Below are 2,602 nucleotides of genomic sequence, written 5' to 3'. Positions count from 1 at the left end.
GCATTGCCATCACGCATGCGCAGGTCGGCCGGTCGATGGCGCGGCTGGCCGAGGCGGCCGAGCTGTCGAAGACGCACGCCGGCACCTACCGGCAGGGACGCTCGCGCTGACTCAGCGCACGATGTAGCGCAGGCCGCCGAGCCGCGTGCGGTGCTCGCGCACCTCGGCCGCCACCACCGATGCGCCGCCGCCCTCCAGCGCACGCGCGATCCACGAGGCAAGCTGCGGCATGTCGTCGGGCGTGAAGCCCAGCCGCACGATCTCCGGCACGCCCAGGCGCAGGCCGTTGAYGTCKCCTKCGACSGGCGCGATCGGCAGGCCGATSCCGCAGGCCAGCAAGCCGCCCTCGGCCAGTTTCTTCCCGGCGCGCTGCCCACCGCCCCAGTGCGCGGCCTCGAGCGCGAACTGGTGCGACTGCGTGAAGCCGCGCGCCTTCGCGAACACCGGCAAGCCCTCGGCATCGAGCGCGCGTGCCAGCGCCTGCGCGGTCTCGCGCATTGCCGCGGCGTAGGCCCTGCCGTGCACCTTCCAGTCGAGCAGTCCGCGCGCCAGCGCCGCGGTGCGGCCCGCATCGGAGTTGGCCGTGAGGCCGGGATAGGCAATGGCGTCGATGCGCTCCATCAGCGCCGCATCGTTCGACACGATCAGCCCGCCGGCCGGTCCGCCGAGGCTCTTGTAGGTGCTCATGGTGATCGCATGCGCGCCCTCCTCGAGCGGCTGCGGCCAGGCTTTGCCGGCCACCATGCCCGAGAGGTGCGCAGCGTCGAACAGCAGTTTGGCGCCCACGCTGTCCGCGACCTCGCGGATCGCAGGCACCGGGTGCGGAAAAAGATTCAGGCTGCCGCCGATGGTGATGAGCTTCGGCTTCACCTCGCGTGCGAGCCTGGCGAGCGCGGCCACGTCGACCGTGTAGCCGTCGGCATCGACCGGGGCGGGTACCGTCTTCAATCCATAGAGCCCGGCCGCGCCGGCCGCATGGTGCGTGACGTGGCCGCCGATGGCCGGCGGCGGCGCAATGATCGTGTCGCCGGGCCGGCAGGTCGCCATGAACACATAGAGGTTCGACAGCGCACCGGAGCTCACGCGCACTTCGGCGAACTTCGAGCCGAACACCTCGGCGGCCAGCTCGGCCGCGATGACCTCGATGCGCTCGATGGCCTCCAGCCCCACCTCGTACTTGTCCCCCGGGTAGCCGAGCGATGCCCGCGATCCCAGGCCGCGCGACAGCAGCGCCTCGGCGGCCGGGTTCATCACGTTGGTGGCGGGGTTGAGGTTCAGGCCCTCGCGGTCGTGGATGCGGTGGTTGTCGTCGGCGAGCCTTTCGATCTCGGCGGCGATGCCCAGCGCATCGCGCGCAGCGGCATCGGCGGCGATCGCGAGCACATGGTCTTCGCTGGCGGCGGGAACCCAGGAGCGGCGTTGGAGGGCGGCAGGCATGCGGCGGATCTCGCTGGAAGTGGCAGGTGGCCGCATGGTCGCCTGCGCCATCCGTGCGGGCAACACGGATAATCTGGGCCCGAGCCCTAGAAAAACTGGGGCTCCACACATCGCGTGCCGCTCGCACCACCCCGCCCTCGCCTGCCCCCGCACACGGCCGTCCGCGCCTTCGAGGCCGCGGCACGCCACGGCAGCTTCGCGCGCGCGGCCGAAGAGCTGTTCGTCACGCCGGCCGCCGTCGCGCAGCAGATCAAGGCGCTGGAGACCTGGGCCGGCGGTGCGCTGTTCGAGCGCCATAGCCAGGGCATCCGCCTCAGCGCGCATGGACGGCGCGCGCTGCCCGCGCTCAGCGCCGCGGTCGACCAGCTCGGCCTCGCAGTGCAGGCGCTRCGTCACGAGACGCAGACCGCCGCGCGCCGCAGCACGCTGCAGGTGGCGGCCCTGCCGGCGATGGCGCAGCTGTGGCTGTCGCCGCGGCTTTCGCGGCTGAAGGCGGCGCTGCCCGACGTGCAGGTGTCCGTGACGGCGCTCGAGCAGCCGCCGAATTTCCGCCGCGAACCCTTCGACCTCGGCCTGTTCTATGCACGCGCCGGCGATCGCATCGAAACCGCCGTTGGCGCGCAGGGCATGGTGCTCGCACGCGACCGGCTCGTGCCGGTGTGCAGCCCGCGCCTGCAGCAGGCGCTGCCGAGCGGCCGCCCGCGCGCGCTCGACGACCTCGTCGATGTGCTGGCGCGCTGCGGCGGATTGCACGACACCGTGTGGCACGACGACTGGACGCGCTGGCTGCAGGCCGCGCGCCCCGGCACCAGCGCGGCTGAGGCCGATGCACTGGCCGCCGGCCCCGACTTCTCGCTCTACAGCCTCGCGCTGCAGGCGGCGCTCGACGGCGAAGGCGTGCTCATGGGCCGCGAACGGCTGGTGGCGCCGCTGCTCGCGCAAGGCAGGCTGCATGCGCCCTGGGGAAGGCCGAAGGCACTGGGCGACACGCTCATGCTGCTGGTGCCCGCGCACCGCAAGGGGCCGCTGCTGGCGCAGCAGGTGCAGGCGTTGCAGGGGCTGGCGGCCGACTGACGAGGCCGCGGACTATCTTCGAAAATCCAGCCGCCCGTTCGTCCAGCGTCCGTCGATCCGCCGGTTGTCGACGATCCGGCCGACCCAGGGC

General features: G+C 72.5%; 2 protein-coding genes. One reads left to right on the top strand and one right to left on the bottom strand.

Annotated elements, in window-relative coordinates; genetic code table 11:
• Positions 1 to 111 precede the first annotated feature (111 nt).
• Positions 112 to 1,437, bottom strand: a complete 1,326-nt coding sequence (locus AC1DOC_RS28730) for an aminotransferase class I/II-fold pyridoxal phosphate-dependent enzyme (protein WP_478131025.1) — start codon at positions 1,435 to 1,437, stop codon at positions 112 to 114.
• 114 nt (positions 1,438 to 1,551) lie between these two features.
• Here AC1DOC_RS28730 and AC1DOC_RS28725 point away from each other — a divergent pair, with 114 nt between their 5' ends.
• Positions 1,552 to 2,511 (top strand): LysR family transcriptional regulator, encoded by a 960-nt coding sequence (locus tag AC1DOC_RS28725; protein ID WP_018903633.1) that lies wholly within the window; start codon positions 1,552 to 1,554, stop codon positions 2,509 to 2,511.
• The last annotated feature ends 91 nt before the right edge of the window (positions 2,512 to 2,602 follow it).

The organism is Variovorax sp. 01T439_2, from assembly GCF_056398445.1.
The sequence above is the reverse complement of the archived record's forward strand: the minus strand, read 5'-3'. Positions and strand labels throughout refer to the sequence as shown.